At 42.6% G+C, this 26,413-nt stretch carries 23 protein-coding genes and 1 other annotated feature; of the genes, 19 read left to right on the top strand and 4 right to left on the bottom strand.

What is annotated here, in order from left to right; translation table 11 throughout:
* Positions 1-163: 163 nt before the first annotated feature.
* Positions 164-1,534: a PH domain-containing protein gene (locus tag AB5Z52_RS09345; protein WP_288551740.1), complete on the bottom strand. Its 1,371-nt coding sequence runs from the start codon at positions 1,532-1,534 to the stop codon at positions 164-166.
* A complete protein-coding gene (locus AB5Z52_RS09340; protein WP_003127317.1) occupies positions 1,531-1,920 on the bottom strand; it encodes a GntR family transcriptional regulator in 390 nt (129 codons plus the stop codon). Before AB5Z52_RS09340 ends, AB5Z52_RS09345 begins: the two co-directional genes overlap by 4 nt.
* Positions 1,921-2,125: 205 nt before the next feature.
* Here AB5Z52_RS09340 and AB5Z52_RS09335 point away from each other — a divergent pair, with 205 nt between their 5' ends.
* From AB5Z52_RS09335 to AB5Z52_RS09310, 6 genes are all read left to right on the top strand, one after another.
* Positions 2,126-3,142: an acyltransferase family protein gene (locus tag AB5Z52_RS09335; protein WP_003127318.1), complete on the top strand. Its 1,017-nt coding sequence runs from the start codon at positions 2,126-2,128 to the stop codon at positions 3,140-3,142.
* A 117-nt stretch (positions 3,143-3,259) separates the two neighbouring features.
* Positions 3,260-4,588, top strand: a complete 1,329-nt coding sequence (locus AB5Z52_RS09330; protein ID WP_005471586.1) for an aminopeptidase C — start codon at positions 3,260-3,262, stop codon at positions 4,586-4,588.
* A gap of 338 nt (positions 4,589-4,926) precedes the next feature.
* Complete coding sequence (locus AB5Z52_RS09325) at positions 4,927-6,315, top strand: L-cystine transporter (protein ID WP_003127320.1); 1,389 nt, start codon at positions 4,927-4,929, stop codon at positions 6,313-6,315.
* Between the two features lie 314 nt (positions 6,316-6,629).
* Positions 6,630-7,328, top strand: coding sequence for a tyrosine-protein phosphatase (locus tag AB5Z52_RS09320; RefSeq protein WP_325167309.1), 699 nt, complete (start codon positions 6,630-6,632; stop codon positions 7,326-7,328).
* 14 nt (positions 7,329-7,342) lie between these two features.
* On the top strand, positions 7,343-8,173 hold the full coding sequence (locus AB5Z52_RS09315; protein WP_005471595.1) for a fructosamine kinase family protein: 831 nt from the start codon (positions 7,343-7,345) through the stop codon (positions 8,171-8,173).
* Between the two features lie 15 nt (positions 8,174-8,188).
* Positions 8,189-8,947, top strand: coding sequence for an acyl-ACP thioesterase domain-containing protein (locus tag AB5Z52_RS09310; RefSeq protein WP_003127324.1), 759 nt, complete (start codon positions 8,189-8,191; stop codon positions 8,945-8,947).
* A 114-nt stretch (positions 8,948-9,061) separates the two neighbouring features.
* Here the strand turns inward: AB5Z52_RS09310 and AB5Z52_RS09305 are convergent, their stop codons facing one another.
* Entirely contained in the window at positions 9,062-10,030 is a 969-nt protein-coding gene (locus AB5Z52_RS09305) for an asparaginase (protein ID WP_005471602.1), read from the bottom strand.
* An 85-nt stretch (positions 10,031-10,115) separates the two neighbouring features.
* On the opposite strand from AB5Z52_RS09305, the gene AB5Z52_RS09300 reads away from it, so the two are divergent.
* The 3 genes from AB5Z52_RS09300 (at position 10,116) to AB5Z52_RS09290 (ending at position 12,374) form a co-directional block, all read left to right on the top strand.
* Complete coding sequence (locus AB5Z52_RS09300) at positions 10,116-10,946, top strand: DUF72 domain-containing protein (protein WP_003127326.1); 831 nt, start codon at positions 10,116-10,118, stop codon at positions 10,944-10,946.
* An 8-nt stretch (positions 10,947-10,954) separates the two neighbouring features.
* On the top strand, positions 10,955-11,794 hold the full coding sequence (locus AB5Z52_RS09295) for a Cof-type HAD-IIB family hydrolase (RefSeq protein ID WP_003127327.1): 840 nt from the start codon (positions 10,955-10,957) through the stop codon (positions 11,792-11,794).
* A gap of 67 nt (positions 11,795-11,861) precedes the next feature.
* A complete protein-coding gene (locus AB5Z52_RS09290; protein WP_003127328.1) occupies positions 11,862-12,374 on the top strand; it encodes a haloacid dehalogenase in 513 nt (170 codons plus the stop codon).
* Between the two features lie 123 nt (positions 12,375-12,497).
* On the opposite strand, the gene AB5Z52_RS09285 is transcribed toward AB5Z52_RS09290, so the two are convergent.
* Entirely contained in the window at positions 12,498-13,847 is a 1,350-nt protein-coding gene (locus tag AB5Z52_RS09285; RefSeq protein ID WP_003127329.1) for an aspartate kinase, read from the bottom strand.
* A 368-nt stretch (positions 13,848-14,215) separates the two neighbouring features.
* Here AB5Z52_RS09285 and ezrA point away from each other — a divergent pair, with 368 nt between their 5' ends.
* From ezrA to AB5Z52_RS09235, 10 genes are all read left to right on the top strand, one after another.
* The gene (ezrA, locus tag AB5Z52_RS09280) at positions 14,216-15,937 is read left to right on the top strand and encodes a septation ring formation regulator EzrA (protein ID WP_003127330.1); all 1,722 of its coding nucleotides are present in this window, start codon (positions 14,216-14,218) and stop codon (positions 15,935-15,937) included.
* A 150-nt stretch (positions 15,938-16,087) separates the two neighbouring features.
* Positions 16,088-17,233 carry a cysteine desulfurase family protein gene (locus AB5Z52_RS09275; protein ID WP_005471603.1) on the top strand — a complete coding sequence of 382 codons (1,146 nt, stop codon included), beginning with the start codon at positions 16,088-16,090 and terminating at the stop codon, positions 17,231-17,233.
* A gap of 45 nt (positions 17,234-17,278) precedes the next feature.
* Positions 17,279-18,478, top strand: coding sequence for a tRNA uracil 4-sulfurtransferase ThiI (thiI, locus tag AB5Z52_RS09270; protein WP_003127333.1), 1,200 nt, complete (start codon positions 17,279-17,281; stop codon positions 18,476-18,478).
* Positions 18,479-18,735: 257 nt separating this feature from the next.
* Positions 18,736-19,383: a redox-sensing transcriptional repressor Rex gene (locus tag AB5Z52_RS09265; protein ID WP_003127334.1), complete on the top strand. Its 648-nt coding sequence runs from the start codon at positions 18,736-18,738 to the stop codon at positions 19,381-19,383.
* A 72-nt stretch (positions 19,384-19,455) separates the two neighbouring features.
* A complete protein-coding gene (tpx, locus tag AB5Z52_RS09260; RefSeq protein ID WP_368243685.1) occupies positions 19,456-19,950 on the top strand; it encodes a thiol peroxidase in 495 nt (164 codons plus the stop codon).
* 41 nt (positions 19,951-19,991) lie between these two features.
* Positions 19,992-20,218, top strand: a binding site (T-box leader).
* A gap of 84 nt (positions 20,219-20,302) precedes the next feature.
* A complete protein-coding gene (locus AB5Z52_RS09255; RefSeq protein ID WP_003127336.1) occupies positions 20,303-22,942 on the top strand; it encodes a valine--tRNA ligase in 2,640 nt (879 codons plus the stop codon).
* Between the two features lie 255 nt (positions 22,943-23,197).
* Positions 23,198-24,511, top strand: coding sequence for a folylpolyglutamate synthase/dihydrofolate synthase family protein (locus tag AB5Z52_RS09250; RefSeq protein ID WP_005471605.1), 1,314 nt, complete (start codon positions 23,198-23,200; stop codon positions 24,509-24,511).
* Entirely contained in the window at positions 24,504-25,178 is a 675-nt protein-coding gene (locus AB5Z52_RS09245; protein WP_003127338.1) for an HAD family phosphatase, read from the top strand. Before AB5Z52_RS09250 ends, AB5Z52_RS09245 begins: the two co-directional genes overlap by 8 nt.
* A 65-nt stretch (positions 25,179-25,243) precedes the next feature.
* Complete coding sequence (gene radC, locus AB5Z52_RS09240; RefSeq protein WP_003127339.1) at positions 25,244-25,924, top strand: DNA repair protein RadC; 681 nt, start codon at positions 25,244-25,246, stop codon at positions 25,922-25,924.
* A 149-nt stretch (positions 25,925-26,073) separates the two neighbouring features.
* Positions 26,074-26,274 carry a cold-shock protein gene (locus AB5Z52_RS09235; protein WP_003127340.1) on the top strand — a complete coding sequence of 67 codons (201 nt, stop codon included), beginning with the start codon at positions 26,074-26,076 and terminating at the stop codon, positions 26,272-26,274.
* The last annotated feature ends 139 nt before the right edge of the window (positions 26,275-26,413 follow it).

Here is a 26,413-nt window from a genome sequence, read left to right as displayed (position 1 = left end):
AGCAACAGACTATTATTCGGTTTAACTTGTTGGATGATGACTTATGGCACAGTCCTGATAGCTAAGAAGCATGAAAAATCAAGCGAAGCGACTCGGGCAATTTTTACTAATTGCAGGTGTCGCTTCGCTTGTTTGTCTTGCTTGCTAAATATCTTCTTATTGCCTACTGAAGCTTTTGCTCCAGAGTCTCATACAGTTTGACGGTCTCAGAGGCGTCTTTGTTCGTATAGTAGATCGTGATATCGGCTGTCGAGAGCCGAAGAATGGGTTGCGATCGTTTGTCCATGAATAGTTTCGCAGATTGACCAGCAACGTTAAAGTTGCCTGTCAGGTAATGATCTGTCGCCATCCCCATTGTGCGAACCGTTGGCTCTGGAAGTGTATCAACAAGCGTGACTGTTCTGATTTCATCCAACGGAATCGTTTGTCGGCTAGCTAATGGGGCATCAAACTGTACGGATTGATCTGTCATCTCTCCACTTATTGCATCAGGATTAAAATCTAATTGATACAAAGGAACGATAGTGACAACCATGATCGCGATCATCAGAATGCCGGTGCCGATTGCTAAACCTTTTCCGGTCTTTTTGCCTAAGTTGATACCGATATTCAACCCCACGCGGTCAGGGACAAATAATCGAGGATCTGTTGGATTAATGTACACGCCATAACGCCAATAACGGTCTTCATCATAATACCGTTGTTCCGTAGAAGCCAACAATTGATCTTGTTTTTTTCGTAATCGCAGCAATAGCCCAAAAGGAACGACCATCAAGAAGACCAGTAACAAGACGAAAAGAACAGCGGATAACTCTCCAACTACCCCCGTCAACTGGGTCGAGAGCAGTGGAACAAAAAACAATAGCAGTGTGCCCGTGCTCATTAAGACGACCAGAAGGGACCAATAGAATTTCGTTAAATCATTGAACTGTTGATTGATTTGAAAATCCTTCGTCAATGGACGTACTGGTAAGCGGCGAATCACTTGCCATAAATAGAGGAAAAGCAAAAAGATCAAGCAGTTGATGAGGCTGAATAGCCAACCGGGTCCGTTCTCCGCGGTAGGGAAATAAATTACACCAGCAATGACTAATAACAATGATGGAAGAAAACTGACTAATGGCAACAGTTTTCTATTTTTTTGCTGGATCAATTTGGTGTCTACTAAAACAGGATCGATAGGGAGTCCCCAGTTCTTATGCTCAATTAGTTCGTGCATTTTTCCAATATAATGAATTTGTAAGACGTAGCTTGCCCCCAGAAGCAAAAACAAGAGCAGCCAGAAAAAGGTCATGAGGATAGAGCCATATAAATTGAACAAAAAAATCAGACTTGCTACACTTAAGATACCGACAAACTGCATAATACGGCGGCGGTATTTAGCAACTAACGCCAAAACGTCCGGATGCTGCAAGTGATCAGGAGATAATGTATTTTCCAATAATACGTTTTTGTGGGGCTTACTGAGCAGATTCATTGTAAAAGCGATAGAAAAAATGACGATCAGATTTATGCCAAAGAAAATGTAATTCATTTCAATTCGGTCCTTTCAGAAAACTGTTCTAAACATTGCTGAATATCGGCAATGATCGCTGCTTCGCTTTTTCCGTGAATCAATGCAGAGGCTACTTGCAGCTGCAGCTGTTGTTGATAATATTCTTCTTCGGAGAAGGTAAAGCTGCGAGGCGCTGCGACAGCAGTTCCTTTGCGCCGATCGGTAATCAGCAGCCCGTCTTCTTTCAGTGAATTATAGGCTTTAGAAATAGTCATCGTGTTGATGCCAATCTCTTCTGCAAGTTGACGGACAGAGGGAAGTAGTTCGCCGACAGCTAATTCGCCTGTTGCGATCCCAAGAATGATTTGATCGCGTAATTGTTGATAGATGGGTGTATTGCTTTGAGGTTTGATTTCGAATTGCACTGGCGCTCTCTCCTTTGTATTATCTATATTAATACAAATAGATGGAACATGCAATCAATAATCATCCTCTCTATAAGGAACTCACTTCGCAGCATTAGGAGTAATAAACTGAAATTTTTCGTTGCTGTTTTGCAATCACTTTGTTATCGCAGTGACTGAATATTACGGTATGCTTTTAGTTAGAAAAAATAAAGGAGGAGACATTATGAGCCACTCCCCGAGGACGGCTTACTTCGATAATGCAAAATTTTTATTAATGATTTTAGTGGTTTTCAGCCACTTATTGCAACCATTCATTGGTGATCACAAGTTTTATCATGATCTGTACTATTTTATTTTTACCTTTCATATGCCAGCCTTTGTTTTTTTAGCAGGTTATTTTGCCAAACCGCTCACAAAAGGTTCAAAAGTTCGAGATCTGGTCAAAAAGTTTCTACTTCCTTATGTGTTTTTTCAACTTTTTTATACAGTTTATTACTGGGTGATTGGACTTGACGCGTCGTTGAATATTCAGCTGCTCAACCCTCAATGGGCATTGTGGTTCTTACTCAGCATGTTCTTTTGGCAGCTTTCTCTCGTCTTTTTTCAGAAAATGACTGCCAGAAAAGCCATCTTGCTTAGTGTGCTGCTGAGCATTTTTGCTGGTTACCTCCCTTTTATTAATCAAGTTCTGACACTGCAGCGGACATTTGTCTTTCTACCATTTTTTATCATCGGTTTTTATTTTCCTAAAAATGAGATGCAGTTTTTACAAGGAACACGAATAAAAAAAATCAGTCTGGTTTTCTTGCCGATTATCTACTTGTTTATTGCGCTTTTCCATGGGATGAATAAGTACATGGTCTTTGGCTCGAAACCTTATGAAGACTATCTGAGCTATCCATTGTTCGGAGGACCATTACGAGGGGTGTTCTTTGTGATTGGACTGCTGGGGATCATTGGTTTTCTGCGACTCGTCCCACGGCAACAGCTGTTTTTTACCAAATGGGGCAAGAACACACTGTTAGTCTATTTGCTGCAAGGGATCTTTATTAAAGGATTGAGAGCACTGGCAATCACTGAACTAAACTTGTCACTGCTCGGATTTATGGCGTTGATCGTCGTCAGTGTTTTACTGACGATCCTATTAGCCAGCAGACCTGTTCGGCAGTTCTACGCCCGTTTTGAAGAAGGGATTTCTTCTGTCCTATTGGGCTTGGGTATCTTCATGATTGCGAACTGAATCTAAATGGAAACACCGCCTTCGCAAGTTTGGATCTGCCAGACTTTTGCTCAGGCGGTTGTTATTTGATTTGGACAAGAGTAAAATGAAGAGAATAAAGTGAAAGGATGGAGAAATATGTCAGAAATTTCCAAAAATACTACTGAAAAATTTGCTGAAGCGTATCAGCAAAATAACAAGCAAAATGCACTGCAAAGAGGCGTGGTCAAAAACGGGATCACTGCTTCAGCAGAAACGATTCAAGGCCATGTCAACAATGTACCAGTCTTTTCAGTTGATGTGACGACTGGCAAAGTGTCAAACCAAAAACAATCAGGTCGCTGCTGGATGTTTGCAGCATTGAACACATTCCGTCACAAAATGTTGAATGCCTTTAATTTGAAGGACTTTGAATTGTCACAGAACCATACTTTTTTCTGGGATAAATATGAAAAAGCCAACTATTTTTATGAAAATGTCTTGGCAACAGCACAAGAGCCTTTATCTAGCCGCAAGGTTGCTTTCTTGCTGCAAACACCCCAACAAGATGGCGGACAATGGGATATGATCGTGTCGATCTTTCAAAAATATGGTGTCGTGCCAAAAGCAGTGATGCCAGAAAGCAGTAATTCATCGAATTCCCGTGACTTGAACAACTACTTGAACAAAAAATTGCGCAAAGATGCTGGGACATTGCGCCAATTAGTGGCGGATGGACAATCCGAAGCAGCTATTCAAGAAGCAAAAGAAGGGATGCTACAAGAAATCTACAATTTCTTAGCGACTTCTTTGGGGACTCCACCAGAAACGTTTGACTTTGAATACCGTGATGAAGAGAAAAATTATCATATTGATCGCGGACTGACGCCGCAAACATTTTATGACAAATATGTAGGGGTAGATCTGGATGATTATGTAAGCATCATCAACGCCCCTACTGCTGACAAACCTTATAACAAGTCCTATACAGTGGAAATGTTGGGGAACGTTGTTGGAGGTAAAGAAGTGAAATATTTGAATGTGGATATGGAAACATTCAAAAAATTGGCGATTGCCCAATTAGAACAAGGAGAATCTGTCTGGTTTGGCTGTGATGTTGGGCAATCTTCTACCCGTGATTCTGGAATCATGGCATTGGATGCGTATGATATGAACGACTTATTCGATATCGATTTCACGATGACGAAAGCTCAACGTTTAGATTATGGTGAAAGTCTGATGACCCATGCGATGGTCTTGACTGGTGTGGACATCGTTGATGGCAAATCAACAAAATGGAAAGTCGAAAACAGCTGGGGAGAAAAAGTCGGTACCAATGGATTTTTTGTAATGAGTGATGAATGGATGGATGAGTACACCTATCAAATCGTTGTTCGCAAGGAATTTTTGACGGCCGAACAACTCGCTGCTTTTGAAGCAGAGCCGCAAGTCTTAGCTCCTTGGGACCCTATGGGAGCTTTAGCATAATGAAGAAATGAAAAGCTGTGGGCGTATGTTAAGAGACGATCGAACAAATTTTACGAGGACTGAGATAGAAACGGTTCATTTTCTATCAGGTAGACCAATTTGTTTGATGGACCGTTTATTAGCTGCGCTGTCACAGCTTTTTTTGTCCATTTTTATGATCTTTAGCAGAAAAATGTGAAACTTATTAATTGTAAGATCGCCATTCTTTCTATAAAATAAAACAGTCACTAATGATGCCACACGTCTCATTAGAGTGAACTGTTGAAGAATGGTCACTGGGAACCTTTACTTCCACTGACAGACTTTGTCATTTTACTTAATGTTAAAGGAGGAGACTAATGACAAATCTGTTTATAGTTATTGTTGTACTTATTTTTGCTGCCCTTATTTATGGGTTCTACCTGATGCAAAAGCGTCATCTGAAATTCTCTACACGAGTGTTTACAGCGTTGTTTGTCGGGATACTTTTTGGTGGTATCTTACAGGCGATCTTTGGAACTGGCTCGGAAGTGATCACCCAATCACTAGAGTGGATCACAATGGTGGGGAACGGCTATGTAGCACTGCTGCAAATGTTGATCATGCCATTGGTTTTTGTTTCGATCGTCGGGGCATTTACCAAGATGAAAGAAAGCGAAAAAATCAAAAAAATCAGCTTTACTGTGTTGGCTACTTTGTTGGGCACGACAGCAATCGCTGCACTGATCGGAATCGTGATGGTTATGTTGTTTGGTTTAGACGGTGCGAGTTTTACTGAAGGTGCAGCGGAGACCGCACGGATCGCTGAGTTGGCAGAACGTTCTACCCAAGTCCAAGACTTGTCAATTCCTCAACAGATCGTATCCTTTATTCCGAATAATGTTTTTGCCGATCTAGCTGGGACACGTTCAACGAGTACGATTGGAGTGGTAATTTTTTCTGCTTTTGTAGGGATTGCCTACTTAGGGGTGAAGAAAAAAGCCCCGAAAGAGGCGCAAACGTTTGCTGATCTAATGGATAGCTTGTACAAGATCGTGATGCGAATCGTCACACTTGTGTTGCGGTTGACTCCTTATGGTGTATTGGCGTTGATGACAAATGTTCTAGCATCAAGTGATTTCGAAGCGATCCTAAATCTTGGGAAATTTATTTTAGCTTCTTATGCAGCATTGATCATTGTCTTGCTCGTTCATTCCTTGTTGTTAGCGAGTGTAAAAGTCAATCCAATTACTTATTTCAAGAAAGCTTTTCCAGTGTTAAGTTTTGCATTTACTTCACGCTCAAGTGCCGGTGCGTTGCCATTGAATATCGAAACGCAAACAAAAGCGCTAGGTGTCGACGAAGCAACCGCCAATTTTGCTGGTAGCTTTGGCTTGTCAATTGGACAAAATGGCTGTGCTGGTGTGTATCCGGCGATGTTAGCCACGATCGTAGCGCCTACGGTAGGAATCAATGTCTTTGATTGGCAGTTTATCCTGCTTTTGGTGGCGGTCGTAACCATCAGTTCTTTTGGTGTTGCTGGTGTCGGTGGTGGGGCAACCTTTGCTTCATTGATCGTTTTAGGATCAATGAACTTGCCGATCGCAATCGTTGGTCTAGTCATTTCTGTTGAACCACTGATCGATATGGCTCGAACACTGGTTAATGTCAGTGACAGCATGGTTGCCGGTGTGGTGACTAGCAGTCGTATCCATGAACTAGATCGTGCAACACTTGAAAGTCAAACTGCTGTGATTGATGCCGATTGATTCAAGTAGAAGCCGCTACTAAAATCAAGTGATAACAAAAGAGTGTTTATTAAGAAAGACTGCGTGTGGTCTTTCTTTTTTTGTGACCAAAAATCAGAGTCACTATTGTTATTATGTGTCATTATGGCTTACTCTGACCGCTATCTTTAGTAGATGAGAGAATAATAAAGAAATATTCACCGCTTTTTTTATGGGTTTCTGCTATACTTTTTGTATACAGGCGCGGGAGGGATCAAGATGACACAACTGATTCAGTTAGAAAATGCAGCAAATGTCAGAGAATTAGGCGTTATAAAACGACATCAGGGAAGACCATTAAGCGGAAAAAACTGATTCGTAGTGCCGCGATCAATGAGCTGTCTGAGACAGATCAAGCAACATTGAGCAACTATGGCATCAATCAAATCATTGATTTTCGTTCCTATGAAGAAGCCAAAGCACAGCCAGATCAGCCAATCCGTTATGCCCAGCAGTTCTTTTTGCCGATTTTTAGCGAAGATGAAACGATGGTTTCCTTATCACCAGAGACATTGAAGCAAAAGCTGGCAGATGGGGATGATGCAGAAGATCAGATGAAGAAGGTATATCGCCACTTTGTCGAAAGTCCGCATGCTCGAAAGCAATACCGTCATTTTTTTGACTTGGTATTAGAAAATGCGGAAGCAGGAGCAACCCTATTTCATTGTACAGCAGGGAAAGATCGAACAGGCTTCGGGGCATTTCTGCTCTTATCTTTATTAGAGGTGGATCAATCAACTATCAAACAAGACTATCTGGCAACGAATCGCTATCTGGGGCCTTTTTTAAAAGAGAAATTTGCCCCTATGGCGCAGCAAATGCCGCCTGAAGTTCTTGAAGCCATCACCACATTGATGAGTGCAAAAGAAAGTTTTCTTGATGAAAGTTTAGCAGCGATCAAAAAAGAATTTGGCACGGTGGATCAGTATTTAAAAGAAGGACTGGCAATCACAAAAGACGAAAAAGAGTATTTTCACGCCCACTTTACCGAGTAAAGGATGTGTCCAACATGAATCAGGAATTGCTTGCCCAGTTTGGGTTATCCGGAACATTAACGCCGATCAGCGGGGGTGACGTGAATCAGACGTTCCGGTTGCGGTCAGAAGAAAGACAGTATTTCTTGAAGTATCATCCAGGAGTATCCCAGCAGTTTTTTCAAGCAGAAGCAGCAGGATTGGCACAATTACGTCCCTATGTTCGCGTACCCGCCGTTTATCAATATGGAGATAACGAACATGGCGCCTACCTTTTGCTAGAATGGATCGATGTTGGTGAAGGTGATCAAGAGTCGATCGCCACTGCTTTAGCTGAGATCCATCGGCAAACAAGCCCAACGTTTGGATTTGAACAGGACAACTTTATTGGCTTATTGCCGCAGGTGAATCCCGCGGCAGAGGATTGGGTGAGTTTTTATACCACGTGCCGCTTAGACGTTCAGGTGGAATTGGCCAAGTTAGGAAATCATTGGAATCCTCGCCGAGAAGATAAGTACCTAAATCTGAAAGAAACGCTGTATCAAGAGTGGTCAGGTCGACAGGTTCAACCTTCTTTACTGCATGGTGACTTTTGGCGCGGCAATGTGCTGTTTGATCAGAAGGGTGATCCAGTTTTCATTGATCCGGCTGTATCCTTTGGTGATCGCGAACTTGATCTGGCGATGGCGCAATTATTCGGCGGATTTCGTCCGGAATTTTTCCAACGCTATCAGCAAGTCTTCCCGCTGGAAAAAAATTGGCAAGAGCGGGTTCCTGTGTATCAGTTGTACTATTTATTGGTTCATTTGAATCTATTCGGTGAAAGTTACGGCAATAATGTAGATGAGATTTTGAGTAGATATTAGGAGGCATTTGGCAAGATGGTAGCAAAGTATCAAAAAGAACATGAAGTCGCTTATTATGAGTGCGATATCAATCAGACAATGACGTTTCCAGCAATGTTGGGAGTGGCAATCAAAGTATCCGAAGAGCAAAGTGCAGTATTGGAGCGTGGGCCAGAATACATTCGCTCTTTTGGACTGACATGGATCATTACTACTTACCATATCACGGTCAATCGGTTGCCGATGGTCGGGGAACAGATCATGGTCTCAACACAAGCAAAAGAATACAATAAATATTTTTGCTACCGCTATTTCTGGCTGCACGACGCCCAAGGAAATGAATTAGTGAAGATCGAGTCGGTTTTTGCATTGATGGATTTGGCAACACGCAAAGTCAGCAGTGTTCCAGATGAGATCGTCGCTCCTTTTGAAAGTGAGAAAATCAAGCGCATCAAGCGCTATCCTAAAATCAATTCCCCAGAAAAAGGACATTTTTTACCTTATCGGGTTCGGTTTTATGATATCGACAGCAATCAGCACGTCAACAATGCAATGTATTTTAATTGGCTGCTGGATGTTTTAGGCTATGAATTTTTGACGACGCATCAAGTGAAGGAAATAACGATTCGTTTTGACCGAGAAGTTGAGTACGGGAACTTGGTAGAAAGTCATTTTGAAACGATTCGGGATGAGAACCATTTGGAAACATTACATGAGATCAGAATCGGAGAGACGACGTACTGCGAAGCCGCAATGAAGTGGCATGAACGAACAAAAAATAATGAAAACAACTAACCGCACTGACAATCGTCTGTTCTTAGCGATTGACCTTCTCTTAAAAAAGGTCAGTTGCTAAGAACAAGCGAAGGTGCGGTTTTTTGTCAGTTTAGTTTCTAAAAAAGTCAACAATCAGTTTTCCATAAAGTCGTGTAATTCAACTAATGGCAGCCGACGATTTTTGGCGATCAGCAATTTGATTCGGGCTTTTTGACTGTTGATGCTATTGCAAAAGATGACTCCCATCTCCTGCAGTTCTTTTCCGCCTCCAGAATAACCATAGACAGGTTCGGCAATACCGTTGAAACAGCGGGAGACTAGTACGACTGGGATTTGTTTCGCCAGTAATTTTTTTAGCGGCGGTAATGTTTGGGGTGGTAGATTGCCAGCTCCGAGGGCTTCAATGACCAATCCATCGATATTGGATTCTGCTAAGGCCTCAAAAAGTTCTCCATGCATGCCGGCATAGGCTTTAACGATCGGAATCAAGCCATCGACCCGATCAACATCCAATTGGCGACTCTCTAATAGTTCCTGCATGAATAATATTCGATTTTTTGTGACCAGCCCAATGGGACCTAGTGTTGGCGTGCGAAAAGTTGCAACATTCGTTGTATGCGTCTTTGTGACATAACGAGCAGAGTGGATTTCGTCATTCATAACGACTAGAACACCCTTTTTTTGAGCATCATCACATTTTGCTACGCGAATGGCACTTTCAAAATTATATAAACCGTCACTGCCGACTTCATTACTGGAGCGCATGGCACCTGTAATGACGATAGGCAGCTGATTGCCGATCGTTGTATCTAGAAAAAAGGCAGTTTCTTCTAATGTATCTGTTCCGTGAGTGACAACTACGCCATCGATTCCACTTAAATGAGCCAACTGGATGCGTTCTTTGATTTGCAGCATTTGCTCAGGTGCAATGTGAGGACTAGGTAGATTAAAGATATCTTCAACGATCAGTTCAACATCGTCATCGATATGGATAGGGGCGTCCATCAATGGGTTTGTGACGTCTGGACTGACACCACCGGTCAACACATCTTCTTTCATGGCAATGGTGCCACCTGTATGCAAAACGAGGATTTTTTTCATTTTTGTCACCTCAAAGATTATTTTACTCATAACTCCAAAACTATTGTATACTAATCAAATAAGAAAACAAGCAAGGTGAGGAAAAATGATTCGAATTGGTTGTACGACATTTAGTGAACATGGTTCTCTTGTTCAGAGAAAAACATCAAAACTTTTTGAATATGCCAGTGTCTTTCCTGTGGTTGAACTGGATACGTCTTATCATTATTTACCCAAAGAGAAGGATGTGCGGAATTGGTTGACGCAGGTACCGGATAACTTCCGTTTTATTCTTAAAGTGCATCAAAGCGTAACGACACAAGGTGATTTGCCGGAAGGTATGTCTATGGCAGAAGCACTAACAGCTTTCAAGCAGGCGATTCAACCTATGGTGGATGCTGGCCGGCTTTATTGTTTGCTGGCACAATTTCCCAACCGGTTTAAGTGTACGAAAGAAAGTGTGGCGTATTTAGATGAAGTACGTCAGTGGTTTGCAGCGTATCCGGTGGCAATCGAGTTGCGGGATAATAGTTGGTATCAGCCAGAGTTCCGCTCTTCGATGCAAGCCTATATGCGCAAGCAAAAGTTCTCGTTGGTTATTGTTGATGAGCCCAAGAAACTCTCCACTACGGTTCCTTTAGAACCGCTAGTGACTAACCCGGCATTTGCCGTATGTCGTTTTCATGGCAGAAATGATGTTGGTTGGACAGCTACCGGACCTGACGCCAAAAAGAATCGGACGCTCTATCGCTACAATGAGAAAGAATTAAGTGAACTACGTCAAGCAGTCGAAGAAACAGCGGCTCACGCACAAGAAGTTGCTGTTATTTTTAACAATAATGCTGGCGGTGATGCGGCGGACAATGCCCGCGCGTTGATCGAAGCCATGCAAATCGATTACCAACAACTGAATCCTAGCCAATTGGAGCTATTTTGAGGAGTTATATGATTAAAGCAATTTTTTTTGACATCGATGGTACATTGATCGCAGATAACGGGAAAGCGATGGCAAGTACCCGAGCAGCGATCAAAGAAGCCAGAAAACAAGGTGTTTTATGTGGCGTGGCGACAGGCCGCGGACCTGTAGAATTAGAGAAAGTCATCGATTATTTAGATTTGGATATGTTCATCACCTATAATGGGCAGTTTGTCTACACCAAACAAAATTTGATTTATGCCAAACCTTTCTCGAAGAACATCCTTGAAGAAATTGTTGCATATGCAGATGAAAATTATCGGCAGGTAATGTTTGGCGGAGAAACCAAAGTGGCTGGCAGCTTGACGATTCGTTTGAGTCAATCACCAGTGATGCAACGTTATTTGCGATTCGTCCCAAAGAAGTTTCCCGTTGGGGTGCTAAAAAAATTGCTGCAGCGATTCAGTCCAAATCGAAATGCCAAACGGTATCAGTCTCTGGATATTTTGCGGGAACCAATTTATCAGTGCATTATGCTGAGTCCCGAATCAGAGAAAGAAAAGCTAAAGCAAAAACTGCCTTCCTGTGATTTCAAACGCTCCAATGCCTATTCAGTGGATATCGTCCCCAAGAAAGGCTCGAAAATGAAGGGAATCCATGAGTTTTTGGCTTATGAAGGGATCGCGATCGAGGAAGCCATGGCTTTTGGGGATCACGAAAATGATATCGAGATGTTGAAAGGTGTTGGTATTGGGGTGGCTATGGGGAATGCGCAGCAAGTGGCAAAGACAGCGGCCAATTATGTAACAGCATCTAATAATGAAGATGGTATCGCTCAGGCTCTGAAACACTATGGCATCATCGAATAACACATAACTAGAGGAATAAATGGAATACACGAATTGATTGAGTGAGATCAACGGAGGAGGAAAGAAGATGAGTCCTTTTGAAATGACAGAAGAATTTCATCAAACCTTTGACCCGACACGTCCGGAGCAACCACGGCCATTCACACCAGAAAAGGCCAGTTTCCGTGCAGGGTTCAAAGTAGAAGAATTAGTTGAGTTTTTGTATGCAGCGGCCAACAATGATCCCGAGCAGTTCGCACAGTCAGTGGCGGATCTGCATCAGGGAATCGAGCAAGCAAAAGAAAAGATCACTAGCAAACAAAAACCAGTGACGGATACGTTAGTCGAGCAAGTCGATGCCTTATGCGATCTTTTGTATTTCACCTATGGCTCTTTTTCACTATTGGGTGTCGATCCGGCACCAATTTTGAAAATCGTTCATGAAGCCAATATGGGGAAACTTTTTCCAGATGGCATGCCCCATTACCATCCTGTGACTCATAAAGTCATGAAACCTGCGGATTGGGAAGAACGTTTTGCTCCAGAGCCCCGCATCAAAGCTGAAATTGAACGTCAGATCGTAGCAAAAATGAAGAGTTGACTTGAAACGAGTGAACACCCATAAAAATAAGATGACCTTTGCAAAATCATTCGCAAGGGTCATCTTGTTTTTTTGTTCTAAGTGTATTTGAGGGGCGGCTTTGTTGGGAAAGGCCACTGACTATCAATCAAAAAAGGTATAATACAAAGTTCGAACAGCGGCTTTCTCTTGTTCTTTATGGATACCAAACATAATACTGACCTCGGAAGAACCTTGGTTGATCATTTCCAAGTTGATGTTCTTGCGGGCCAATGCAGCTGTGCTGTCTGCAGTGATCCCCACTCGTTGGCGCATCCCTTCGCCGACGACTACGACCATGGATAAGTCGTGGGTCATTCGTAATTCATCTGGATCGATCTCATAAGCGATCTTGCGCAGCAATTCTTCTTCCAACACCGGATTTAATTGATTGGCTCTCATAATGATCGAGATATCATCGATTCCGGACGGCATATGCTCATAGTTTAAATCAAATTCTTTGAAAATCTCAAGGACGCGTAAAGTAAAACCAACTTCTCGGTTCATCAAGTATTTACGGATGTAGATCATACAGAAGCCTTCATCACTAGCAACACCGACAACTGGTTGTGTCAAGTTGTTCCGTTGGTTGGTAATCATGGTTCCTGGATGTGTGGGATTATTCGTATTTTTGATAACGACGGGAATCTTTGCCCGATAAGAAGGCATCAACGCTTCATCGTGCAGCACCGTGAATCCGGCATACGAAAGTTCCCGCATTTCTCGATAAGTCAGTTCTTTGATGGGTTCTGGGTGATGGACATAACCTGGATGAGCCGAAAAAATACCATCGACGTCTGTAAAGTTCTCATAAAGCGTCGCGTTGACACCAGCAGCTACCAATGCACCAGAAATATCTGATCCGCCTCGAGAGAAAGTACAGATTTCTCCATCCTCCGTATACCCAAAAAATCCTGGGATCACTAAAATTTCTTCTGTTTCTGCCCAGGCATTGATTTTTGTGTAAGATGCTGGCAAGATCCGGGCGTTTTGGGGTTCATCAGTGACTAAGATCCCTAGCTCCTCTGGGTTTAAGTAACGTGCTGCTAGACCGGATGCTTGTAAAATTCCGGCAATCAAACGAGCGTTATTGTCTTCTCCACTAGCTAAGATCTTGTCATGAAAATGTGGGTCATCATTAGGCGACAATGTCAGAAACTGCTGTAAAGCACTTTGGATCTCTGCCAATAATTCAGGCGCCACTTGAAAAGGGGCAGCGATGGCAGCATAACGCGCATAAATTTCTGTTAATAAGGGACGGACATCTTTTGATGCAGCTAGTCCTTCACAAGTGGCTAATAAAAGATCAGTCACTTTGGTATCGTCTGCATGGCGTTTACCGGGGGCAGAAACAACAACAAAACGGCGTTGTGGATCTGCTTGGATAATATCAACTACTTTTTGCACTTGCTCGGCTGAAGCGAGCGAACTACCACCAAATTTTGCTACTTTCATCTTGCATTACTCCTGTTCAAGCTTTTTTCTAGAGTACAGTGTCAAAAGTGAGAAATCAAGGCATTTCTTAAAAAAGGCACCAAAAAACAGGAAAAAGCTTTTTTGATTTCGGCTTTTCCAAGGAAATTTAGAGAGAGCTTGTTAAAAAAAGAATGAAAAATTGGAGGAAGTCGCAAAAAAGTCAATCTTTTTTGCCGCAATTTAATGCTTGATTTTTTTCTTTATGCTATAATCTAGCGTAGATGCTTTTTTTGAAAAGGGACAAGTGGGTCCTTTTATTTGAGATACCTTACATACCCAAAAACGGATCTGTGAAAACGCGGATTTCATACGAAAAGTGTAGATTTGAAAATTGGAGGAACCATAAAATGGGAACTAATATCATCTTTGGAATCGTTATTGCCATTGTCGTCATCGCGGCGATCTTATATGCGATCGGTTACTTTATGCGAAAGAAAAATCAGGAGAAACTGGATGTCTTAGAGAAACGTAAAGAAAACCTGTTTGATCTGCCGGTCATTGAAGAAGTCGATGAAGTGAAAAAAATGCATTTGGTGGGTCAAAGCCAAAACACATTCCGAGAATGGAACCAGCAATGGACAGATATTTCCACCTCCTCATTTGCGGAACTGGAAAGCCAAATCTTTGAAGTCGAAGAGTTGAATGAACGGATTCGCTTTTTCAAAGCTAAAACAGCGATCGAACAAGCGGAAGCAACCATGGATGATATGGAACGTCAAGTCGAAGAGATTCGTGCCGGCTTGAAAGAACTTCGTGAAAGTGAAGAACGCAATTCCCTAGAAGTCCAAAAAGCATTGGATGTTTATGAAGATTTGAAGAAAAACTTGCGGGAGCATGGAGAGGAATTTGGTCCAGCTTATAACGAACTGCAAAAGCAAATCAAAAATATCGAGATTGAATTCACTCAATTTGTTACGCTGAATACTTCCGGTGATCCGGTCGAAGCTCGGGAAGTTTTAGAACAAGCAGAGCAACACACCTATGAAGTCGAAGATTTGATGAAACGAATCCCAGCTGCTTATGAAGAGCTGAATCGTACGTTCCCTGATCAATTAAAAGAAATCCAAGATGGATACAAAAAATTATTGGATCAAAAATACGTCTTTCCTGAAGCTAACTTCCAAGAAGATATCAACCGCGTGAAAAAACGGGTTGAAAATTCTATGAATGATTTAGCCAAAACAGAAGTTGCTTCTGTGGAGGTAGCTAATCGGGATACAGCTAGTGACATCGATGCTTTGTATACGGTAATGGAACGTGAAATCAATGCGAAGAAATATGTTCTTAAAAATCGTCAAGTGATTGTTGACTACATCGATCATGCGACGAAAAACAATCGTCAATTATTGATTGAGTTGGATCATACCGCTCAAAGCTATACATTGAATCATAATGAATTAGGTCGGGTTCGTGGCTTCCAAACAGAAGTCGATGAATTGGCTCGCCGCAACAATGAATACTTGCCGCAGTTGGAAAACCATGAGATCCCTTATTCAGAAGTACAAAGTTTTTATAAAGATGCTTACAAAATTTTAGATGATGTCGAAGCGCAACAAGTTGAAATCGATGAAGCGCTAAGTGATCTACGCCGTGGTGAAAAGGTCGCACAAGAGAAAGTAGAGAACTTCGAATTTCGTTTACGTAACCTCAAACGTTTTGTTGAGAAACAGCGTTTGCCAGGCTTACCAGGGGAATACTTAGAATTCTTCTTTGTCGCAACTGACCGAGTGGAAGAATTAGGCAAAGAATTGAATAAAATTCGGATCAACATGCAAGAAATCAATAAATTGGTTTCAGTTTGTGAAGAAGATTTAGACATGCTTGATGAACAAACGAAAGATTTAGTGGATGCAGCTGCATTGACAGAACAAATGATGCAATATGCAAACCGTTACCGTCATTCACATGCCGACATCAAAGCAGCGATTGATAAGAGTTTGTATCTGTTTACGAAAGAGTATCGTTATCAAGATGCATTAGATGAGATCGGGACAGCTTTGGAACGCGTCGAACCAGGTGCTTTCAAGCGGATCGAGAACTTCTATTTCAAGAATCGTGATTTAGTATAAAGCAAAAGCCAGCAGTGAAAAACTGTCTGGCTTTTTTAGTGAATTGGCGGATTCTCTACCGACAAATCGATCCAAGAAGAGGAACTTCTTGAAAGAGCAGGAAAGAGCAGTTATAATGGGAAAGAATTTTTCAAAGAAAGGGTCCTAGCATTGATTTATTTTGATAACAGCGCCACAACCGCAATTTATCCGCAAGCATTAGATACATATGTAAAAGTTAGTCAGCGTATTATCGGCAACCCTTCAAGTCTTCACGATCTGGGCAGTCAAGCCAGCCGTCTTTTGGAACAGTCTCGGGCGCAAATTGCTGAGCTGCTGCAAGTTTCTGCTTCAGAGATTTGGTTTACCAGTGGGGGGACGGAAGGAGACAATTGGGTCTTAAAAGGCACCGCGATCGCCAAAAAAGCTTATGGCAATCACTTGATTATTTCTGGCATCGAACATCCAGCGGTCAGTGAGACCGCAGAACAGTTGAAAGAACTAGGGTTTGACGTGAGTATCGCACCCGTTACTTCTACTGGATTTGTAGATGTCGCTGCTTTGCAGCAACTGATCCGAAAGGAAACGATTCTTGTTTCTGTGATGGCAGTCAACAACGAAATTGGTTCGATCCAGCCAATCAATCAAATCGCTGAAATTCTAGAAGCTCATCCTCGCATCCACTTCCATGTGGATGCTGTTCAAGCAATTGCGAAGGTTGATCAGCAGCAATGGTTGCCACAACGGGTAGACTTTGCCACATTTTCTGCCCACAAGTTTCATGGACCTAGGGGCGTCGGTTTTATTTATTGGAAAAAAGGCCGTAAGCTAACACCATTGATGACCGGTGGCGGGCAAGAACAAAATCAGCGCAGCGGGACTGAGAATTTACCGGCAATTGTTGCAATGGCTAAAGCGTTGCGACTAGCACTTGAACAAAAAGCTGCCCGGCCTAACCATGTGGGCTTATTGAAAAGTTACCTTTCAGAAGCATTATCTGAGTATGAGAAAGTGACGGTGTTTTCTGGAGCCGAACATTTTGCGCCGCATATTCTTTGTTTCTCATTGGAAGGGATCAGAGGAGAAGTGCTTGTCCATGCCTTTGAAGAAAAACAGATTTATCTCTCAACGACTAGTGCCTGCTCTTCCCGCAAGAAAATGGCTAGCAGCACATTGCATGCGATGCATGTCCCTAGTCGCTTAGCTACTTCAGCAGTTCGGGTCAGCTTGGATGAAAGTAATACGATGGCCGAAGTAGAACAATTTTTGATTGTATTTAATCAGCTTTATCAAAAGTTCTCAAAATTAAGCCAATAAGAGCATGTTGCGAACATACCAACGACAAACAAAGGAGTTTTACTCGTGAATTATACAGAGATCATGGTTCGCTACGGCGAATTATCAACCAAAGGAAAAAACCGCCGCAGTTTCATTATGCAGTTGGCGGAGAATGTGAAGCGAACACTTGCCGACTTTCCTAAAGTCAAAGTTCATGCAGAACGTGATCGGATGCATTTGCTTCTGAATGGGGAAGACAGTCAGGCAATTATATTGAAATTGCAAAAAGTGTTTGGGATTCAAAATTTTTCTCCCAGCATTCGGGTAGAAAAAGACGTCGAAGTGTTAAAAGAAGCCGTACAAACAGTGATGAGTGAAATCTATACAGGGACTGAGACCTTCAAAATCACTGCCAAACGCAGTGACCATCAATTCATCCAAGACAGTAATCAGTTGAATTTGACGTTAGGAAATGCTGTAATTGATCGCTTTCCAGAAATCAAAGTTCAAATGAAAAAGCCAGATATCAATCTACGGGTAGAGATCCGTATGGATGGAGCCTACCTTTCTTACGAGACGATCCAAGGAGCTGGTGGGTTACCGGTTGGAACGAGTGGGAAAGGGATGCTGATGCTTTCAGGCGGGATCGATTCCCCCGTTGCTGGTTATTTTGCGATGAAACGCGGGGTAGAGATCGAAGCGGTCCATTTTGCCAGCCCGCCTTATACTAGCGAACAGGCACTACAAAAAGCCAAAGATCTGACAAAGAAACTAACCCCTTATGTTGGCGGTATTCAGTTTATTGAAGTCCCATTCACTGAAGTTCAAGAAGAAATCAAGAAGCATGTGCCTCAAGGCTATTGGATGACGATCACTCGCCGGATGATGCTGCGACTCACAGATGCGATCCGTGAAGCTCGTCATGGATTGATTATTTTGAACGGAGAATCACTAGGCCAAGTGGCTTCACAAACATTGCAAAGTATGGTGGCGATCAATGAAGTAACGAATACGCCAATCATTCGTCCGGTGGCAACGATGGATAAATTAGAAATCATTGATGTAGCTCAAGAGATCGATACGTTTGAACTGGCGATCCAGCCATTTGAAGACTGCTGCACGATTTTTGCTCCGCCACAGCCTAAGACAAGACCGAAGTTGGAGAAAGTGCATTTATATGAAGAGCGCTTAGATATAGCAGGCATGATGGAGCGGGCATTAGCTGGGTTGAAAATCGAAGAGATCCAAGCTTCCGAAAAAGCAGAATTCGCTGATTTTCTTTGATCTTCACATCAGAAAAAATTTTGATATCAGGGGATAAAAACCAGCTGTTGACTGTTGGCAATTAAAGAAAAAAGATGGTTACAAAGGGTGTGCCCAAGTAGCCGTCTTTTTTCGTTTATGCTGGACCTGTGAGAGATTTCTCACAGTCGTTTGACTGGAATCTAGGAAGCATTAAAAGTTTGTGAAAATTGCTTGCTATTCAATGACGAGCATGCTAAACTCGATATGTGAACTGTTTAACAAGGAGGACGGAAACCATGGAAGCATTAAGAGAAAAAAAACTTCCTAAAGCAACAGCGAAACGTCTGCCTGCTTATTTAAGGCATTTAAAATTTTTGGATGCATCAGGTGTCCATCGAATCAAATCAAAAGAGTTTGCTGAGATCACACAAGTTCCTTCCGCAACGATTCGTCGGGACTTTTCCCACTTAGGGGAATTAGGACGAAGCGGGTATGGTTATGAAGTTCCTTACTTGATTGAAGTTTTTAGCCATATATTAGAAACGAACGAAGCAAAGAACATTGCATTAGTGGGCTTTGGCAATCTAGGTAAAGCTCTTGCAAATAACAACTTTCGCCGCAATGAGAATCTTTCGATCGTTGCTGTATTTGATAATGATCCGCAATTGATCGGTAAGACCATCGACGGTCACTATGTTTATGGAATGGATCAGCTAGCTGAGATCGTTCAGGAGAAAGGAATCACTGTAGCTATCTCGACAGTACCTAGTCAATATTCTCAGGCGGCAATCGATACGATCGTAGAATCTGGCATTACAGCGATTTTAAATTTTGCCCCTGATCGCGTCAATGTACCTAAAAATGTTCATATCCAATACATCGATCTGACGACAGAATTACAGACGTTGATCTTTTTTGACAATACCTATTCTCAGAAATCGTAGGTTTTGAGCAAAATCTTTTGGCTTTCGCGGGTTCTCTCCTATACTGGAGAAAACTGTAATAGGAGAGATGACATGCAAGTAACACGTAAAGGAACCATTTTTGAAGTACCAGGCATTCAGCCAAAAGTAGGGGATCAAGCCAAAGAATTTGAACTGAAAAGTTTAGATGACAAAGTTTATCGCTTGGCTGATTTCTTAGGTAAACCGACGATCTTAAGCATTGTTCCCGACATTGACACGCGGGTCTGTGCATTGCAGACGAAGCGCTTCAATGAAGAAGCAAGTAAGATTGATGAGGTTAATTTTGTGACAATCTCGAACAATACGAAAGAAGAACAAGCAAATTGGTGTGGACAAGAAGGGATCGATATGCTGATGCTGCATGATCCAGAAAATACGTTTGGAGAAACCTATCAAATTATGATCCCAGAGTTTGGACATTTTGCCCGCGCGATTTTTGTCTTAGATGAAAAAGAGGTGATCCGCTACGAAGAGATCGTGCCTGAAATCTCTCAAGAACCGGACTATCAATCGGCTTTGGCCGCTGCCAGATCAATCGCTGTTTGACTTTCAAAAAAGTTCATTGTAGAATGAACAAGATCAATTGAAAGAAGACGAGGATCAAGAGGAGTATCAGACGGACTGTTTTTACAGAGAGAAGACCAATTGGTGCAAGGTTTTCAGCAGGAATCTGAGAAGGTAGCTTGTGAGTCTTTGATTGGAACAGCAAGGAACACCTTGTTCAGTAGAATCAAACGCTTCGTGACCGTTAACTCACGCCCAAGAGGTAGAGAAATCTACAATTTAGGTGGTACCGCGTATTTGCGTCCTAAAATGCTTCGGCATTTTAGGACTTTTTTTATTCCCAAAAGCCGAGCGGTCTTGAAGGAACTGATCAAAAAAAGTAGGAGGTAAAACAATGTCCGATAACTTATCAACAAAGTACAACCCGCAAGAAGTCGAAGCGGGACGCTACCAGGAATGGTTAGCCAAAGATCTATTCAAACCAAGTGGTGATCAAAAAGCCAAGCCTTATTCAATCGTTATTCCTCCGCCAAATGTTACTGGTAAACTACACTTAGGCCATGCGTGGGATACAACCCTTCAAGATATCATCATTCGCCAAAAACGGATGCAAGGGTTTGATACATTGTGGTTACCAGGTATGGATCACGCTGGAATTGCGACACAAGCAAAAGTCGAAGAAAAACTAAGAGAACAAGGGATCTCCCGCTATGACCTTGGTCGGGAAAAATTTGTCGACCAAGTGTGGGAATGGAAAGAAGAATATGCAGGCCATATTCGTGAGCAGTGGGCAAAGCTAGGATTGTCTCTTGACTATAGTCGAGAACGATTCACATTAGACGAGGGTCTGTCAGATGCTGTCCGTAAAGTCTTCGTAACTCTTTACGAAAAAGACTTGATCTATCGCGGCGAATATATCATCAACTGGGATCCGCAAGCACGTACGGCCTTATCTGATATTGAAGTCATCCATAAAGAGATCGAAGGAGCTTTTTACCACATGACTTATGAACTGGCAGATGGTTCTGGTACCGTAGAGATTGCCACCACTCGTCCAGAAACGATGCTAGGAGACACTGCGATCGCTGTCCATCCAGAGGATGAACGCTACCAAGAATTGATCGGCAAAAAGGTTATTTTGCCATTAGTTAATAAAGAGATCCCAATCATTGCGGATACTTACGTGGATCAAGAATTTGGAACCGGCGTAGTAAAAATCACCCCTGCCCATGATCCGAATGACTTTGAAGTCGGTAACCGCCATAACTTGCCACGGGTCAATGTTATGAACGATGACGGAACCATGAATGATTTAGCCGGTAAATATGCTGGCATGGATCGTTTTGCAGCTCGTAAAGCGATCGTCAAAGATTTGGAAGATATCGGACGTTTGTTAAAGATTGAAAAAATGATTCACAGTGTTGGCCATTCAGAACGAACCGGTGTCGTTGTTGAACCTCGTTTATCTACGCAATGGTTTGTCAAAATGGGGCCATTGGCTAAAGAAGCGATCGACAACCAATCGACGGATCAGGCAGTCGAGTTTTTCCCACCGCGCTTCAATCAAACTTTCTTGCGCTGGATGGAAAATATTCACGACTGGGTTATTTCCCGACAATTGTGGTGGGGACATCAAATTCCTGCTTGGTACCACAATGAAACTGGTGAAATGTATGTGGGCTTAGAAGCACCGGCAGATGCCGAAAACTGGACACAGGATCCTGATGTACTGGATACTTGGTTCAGCTCCGCATTATGGCCATTTTCAACCATGGGCTGGCCAGATGAAAATAGTGCTGATTATCAGCGTTATTTCCCAACCAACACGCTAGTCACAGGCTACGACATCATTGCTTTCTGGGTAAGCCGCATGATTTTCCAAAGCTTGGAATTCACAGGCAAACGTCCTTTTGAAAATGTGCTGATCCATGGACTGATTCGTGATGAACAGGGACGTAAAATGAGTAAGTCATTAGGGAACGGGATCGATCCGATGGAAGTCATCGAAAAATATGGCGCCGATGCATTGCGCTGGTTCTTATCAAATGGCTCTGCACCAGGACAAGATGTTCGCTTCAGCTATGAAAAAATGGATGCTGCTTGGAACTTCATCAACAAGATTTGGAATGCGTCCCGTTTTGTCTTGATGAATGTTGAAGGAATGACGGTGACAGATATTGATTTTTCTGGCGAGAAATCCGTAGCGGACCGTTGGATCTTAACTCGTTTAAATGAAACGATCGAGAAAGTGACTGAGTTGTTTGATCGTTTTGAATTCGGTGAAGCAGGTCGCCAGTTATACAACTTTATTTGGGATGACTTTTGTGACTGGTATATCGAAATGAGCAAAGAAACCTTATATGGTGAAAATGAAGCAGCTAAACAAGTCAATAAGAGCATTTTGGTTCATGTGTTGGATCAAATATTACGCTTGCTGCACCCAATCATGCCGTTTGTCACAGAAGAAATTTGGAGTAAACTGCCTCATACAGGCGATTCGCTTGTAGTAGCTGCTTATCCAGAAGTTCAGCCAGAGTGGTCGGATGAGAAAGCAGCACAAGGAATGGAAGTGTTAAAAGAGTTGATTCGTTCTGTCCGCAACATTCGGGCGGAAGTCAACACGCCGCTTTCTAAGCCAATTACATTGCTGATCCAAACCAACGATGTTGAGATCGAGAGCTTCCTGATCACCAACAAAAACTATATCGAACGATTCTGCAATCCAGAAGAGCTAGTGATTTCCAATACACTGGAAGCACCGGAATTGGCGATGTCAGCTATCTTATCCGGAGCAACGATCTATTTGCCATTAGCCGGCTTGATCAATATCGAAGAAGAAATCAGCCGTTTAGAAAAAGAATTGGCGAAATTCAATCAAGAGGTCAAACGCGTGCAAGGGAAATTAGCAAACGAACGTTTCGTTGCCAATGCCCCTGAAGAAGTTGTGGCGCAAGAGCGAGCGAAAGAAGCCGATTATTTGGATAAACAAAAAGCAGTTCAAGAACGGATCGAGCAATTGCGTACGATTCAATAATCTATTTATTGAATCGAGGCAGCAAGCTAATCATCGATATTCCTATGGAACACTAGCTGTTGCAAATTACCGATCTAACTATTTACTCTCTAACTACCCGATCTCTAGCTACCCGATCTATAGAGGAAAGAATTCCTAACCGCTATAGATCGGGTAGTTTTCCTATCGATTTTTGTTGGGAACGCTCTGAGAGAAAGAGCAGTAGAATTAGGAAAAAAAGGGAAGATTTGCTAAAATGATTTTGAGGTGAAGAACATGACAAGTGAAGAAGCAATTGCATGGATCCACGGAAGAAAGACCTTCGGGATGCGTCCAGGATTGATGCGAGTAGAAGCATTGCTACAACGATTAGGCAATCCAGAAAAAAATCTGACATTGATCCATGTTGCCGGAACGAACGGCAAGGGTTCGACTGTCAGCTATTTACGAAGTCTTCTAGAAGAAAGTGGGCTGCAAGTTGGAACGTTCACATCGCCCCATATCGAGTCTTTCAATGAACGGATTGAGATTGATGGGCGTTTTATACCAGATGACTCGCTGATTGAATGGGTCGAAACACTTCAACCACTCGTCATGCAACTGGATCAGGAAGAAGAATTGACCGGAATCACCCAATTTGAGATTTTGACTGCACTGGCATTCGGCTACTTTGCCCAGCAACAAGTCGATGTGGCTATCATAGAAGTTGGCTTAGGCGGCCGTTTGGATAGTACAAATGTGATCACACCAATCTTGACGGCCATCACGACTATTGGAATGGACCATATGGATATGCTTGGTGACACGATTGAGGCCATTGCTGCCCATAAAGCCGGGATCATCAAACCCAAGGTGCCACTAGTGACTGGGAAGATCCCTGAAAGTGCGCTATCCGTAATCGACCTTGAAGCTGCAGAATCTGAGGCTCCTGTATCCCACTTGGGAGAAGACTATCGAGTCACGTATCATCGTCCGGATGAAATCTGGGGAGAGTGGTTCGATTTTGAGAATGACCGCGGAAAAATCAAAGGACTGAAAACGCCGATGATTGGTCGACACCAACCAGAAAACGCCGGTGTCGCTATTCAATTATATTATTTATTCTGTGAGTTAAAAAAACTGCCATTTTCGGAAAAAGTAGTCCGCAATGGCTTAAAGAAAGCTTATTGGCCCGCGCGAATGGAGAAAATCAGCAATGAACCGCTGATCATTATAGATGGTGCGCATAACACGCACGCCATGGAACGCTTGGTTGAGACAGTTAGAGAAGAATTCACCAACTATCGCATCCATATCTTGTTTTCAGCATTGGAGACAAAAAATGTCGATGAGATGCTGCAACAGCTGTTAACGATCCCGAAAGCTGAAATCTATTTGACCACATTTGATTTTCCAAAAGCGATCCATTTAAGTGATGATTACCAGCAATTGAATGAAGCGCGCATCTCGATCGTTTCACTATGGCAGTTTGGCTTAGCAGAATTATTAGAAAAAATGACCAATGAAGACTTGCTTCTGATCACTGGTTCGCTTTATTTTGTATCAGAAGTTCGGGAACTTTTGTTGGGAATGGGAGGAAGAAATGGCTGAATTAAATGGTGTGATTTTTGATATGGACGGACTGATTTTTGATACGGAGCTTCTTTACTATCAGGCAACACAGATCGTGGCCGATCAGATGGCGATCCCCTATACAAAAGATGTCTATCTAGCATACGTTGGTGTTTCAGATGAAGAAGTCTGGGCGGCTTATCATGAACGATATGATGCTGCCTTCGGTCCAGAGACTGTTGATCGTTTCATCCAAGCCGCTTTTGATCAAACTCTGCTGCTCTTTGAGCAAGGTCAAGCAGCATTAAAACCGGGGGTCCATGACTTGCTGCGCTATTTGGATGAAAAAGGGATTCCGCGGATCCTTGCTTCTAGCAACCAACGACGAGTCATCGATACATTGCTGGATTCCGCAGGTCTGACGCAAGAATTTCCAGAAATCGTTTGTTTCGATGATGTTGTGCGGGCGAAACCGGATCCTGAAATTTTCGAAAAAGCCCATAATCGCTTAGGGGTTCCGAAAAATCAATTAGTCATTCTTGAAGATTCCGCTAACGGTATTCATGCTGCGCATGCAGCTGGCATTCCGGTGATCATGGTACCTGATCTGGTTGCTCCGACGTCAGTGATCGAAGAAAAAGTGCTGCATATCTTGCCTTCACTGGTAGAAGTGCCGGATTATTTTGAGCAGGCCTATACTTGGTAGTGTCGCATCAACCATGAACTCTTTTGCGTAGTTTTATTTTAGACTAACGCAAAGGAGTTTTTTTTATGAAAGACAATGGAATTCCTCAAAGTTCCTATCCTCGGGAACGACTATTGCATTATGGCGCTGAAGCTTTATCCAATCAAGAATTGTTAGCGATTCTTTTACGAACGGGTTCTCATCCTTTCAATGTCATCGAACTAGCTGGTCAGATCCTCAACGAGTTTGAAGACTTGTATGAGCTAAAGCACGTGACATTGGACGAACTGCAGGCCATTCGTGGGGTAGGCCAGATCAAAGCGATCGAACTCAAAGCTACCGTAGAACTTGGCGCCCGCATCCAACGAGCAGCACAGCCAAAATATGGCAGAGTTCATTCCAGTGTGGATATTGCCAATCAGATGATGGAGGAATTAAAAGATTACCAGCAAGAACATTTGCTGTGTCTCTACCTAAATACCAAAAATGAGATCATCCAAAAAAAGACGTTATTCATCGGCAGTCTCAATCAGTCGATTGCTCATCCTAGAGAAATTTATCACGGAGCAGTTCGTTGCTGTGCCGCCCGAGTGATCTGCGTGCACAATCATCCCAGCGGCAGTCCCCAACCTTCGCAGGCGGATATTACCTTTACCAAACGATTGATGAAGTGTGGGGAATTGATGGGTATCGACTTGCTGGACCACTTGATTATCGGTAATAATTCATATATCAGCTTGCGAGAAGAAGGGCTCTGGGAAGGCTGATCGTCTACCTTGCAAAAAAATAGTAGCAAGTGTAAAATATTAGTGTAATTTTGTTTGCTGAATAGATGTTGAAACGCTTGTTACACCTCTATCGGACACGAGCAATGTTACACATAATTAAGTGCTTATGCACGAGGAGGTTTTTTATAATGGAACAAGGTACAGTTAAATGGTTCAATGCTGAAAAAGGATTTGGCTTCATTTCACGTGAAGACGGTACAGACGTATTTGTACATTTCTCAGCAATCCAAGGTGAAGGCTTCAAGACTTTAGAAGAAGGCCAAGCAGTGACTTTTGATGTTGAAGAATCAGATCGTGGACCTCAAGCAGTAAACGTAAACAAAGCGTAAGCTTATTTACAAGACTGCATTCATGGGATTAGTGAAGGCACAGTCAAAAAAGACCATCATTCTGTAGTGACCCCAAAAAGTTAGACTTTTATGGAGTGGAGAAATCCACTCCTTTTTTGTATGATAAGATTAACTGTTA

It is taken from the genome of Enterococcus sp. RTP21361st1_A6_RTP21361_211029 (genome assembly GCF_040910045.1).
Taxonomy (GTDB): domain Bacteria; phylum Bacillota; class Bacilli; order Lactobacillales; family Enterococcaceae; genus Enterococcus_D; species Enterococcus_D gallinarum.
The sequence above is the reverse complement of the archived record's forward strand: the minus strand, read 5'-3'. Positions and strand labels throughout refer to the sequence as shown.